We start from the raw sequence: 213 nt of genomic DNA on the forward strand, positions 1-213 counted from the left end.
TCGCCCAACCTATCGCCTTGCGAGCAAACAGGTCGATAACAACGGCCAAATAGGCCCACCGGGCACCAGTCCAAATGTAGGTAACATCCCCACACCACACTTGATTAGGCTCAGTGACTTGGAACTGGCGAGCCAAGTGGTTGGGTATTTCAACATGTTCTCGGTCAGCTTTCTTATAAGCATGCTTTGGCTGCTGGCAACTGACTAGCCCTA

The 213-nt window shown here is 51.6% G+C and carries 1 protein-coding gene; it reads right to left on the reverse strand.

Annotation, left to right across the window (positions count from 1 at the left end; genetic code table 11):
* Positions 1–213 (reverse strand): DDE-type integrase/transposase/recombinase (locus tag LZP73_RS21710; protein ID WP_234237001.1); only part of this gene is annotated, 213 nt, incomplete at both ends.

Origin of the sequence: Shewanella sp. AS16 (genome assembly GCF_021412365.1) — a bacterium.
Lineage (GTDB): Bacteria > Pseudomonadota > Gammaproteobacteria > Enterobacterales > Shewanellaceae > Shewanella > Shewanella salipaludis.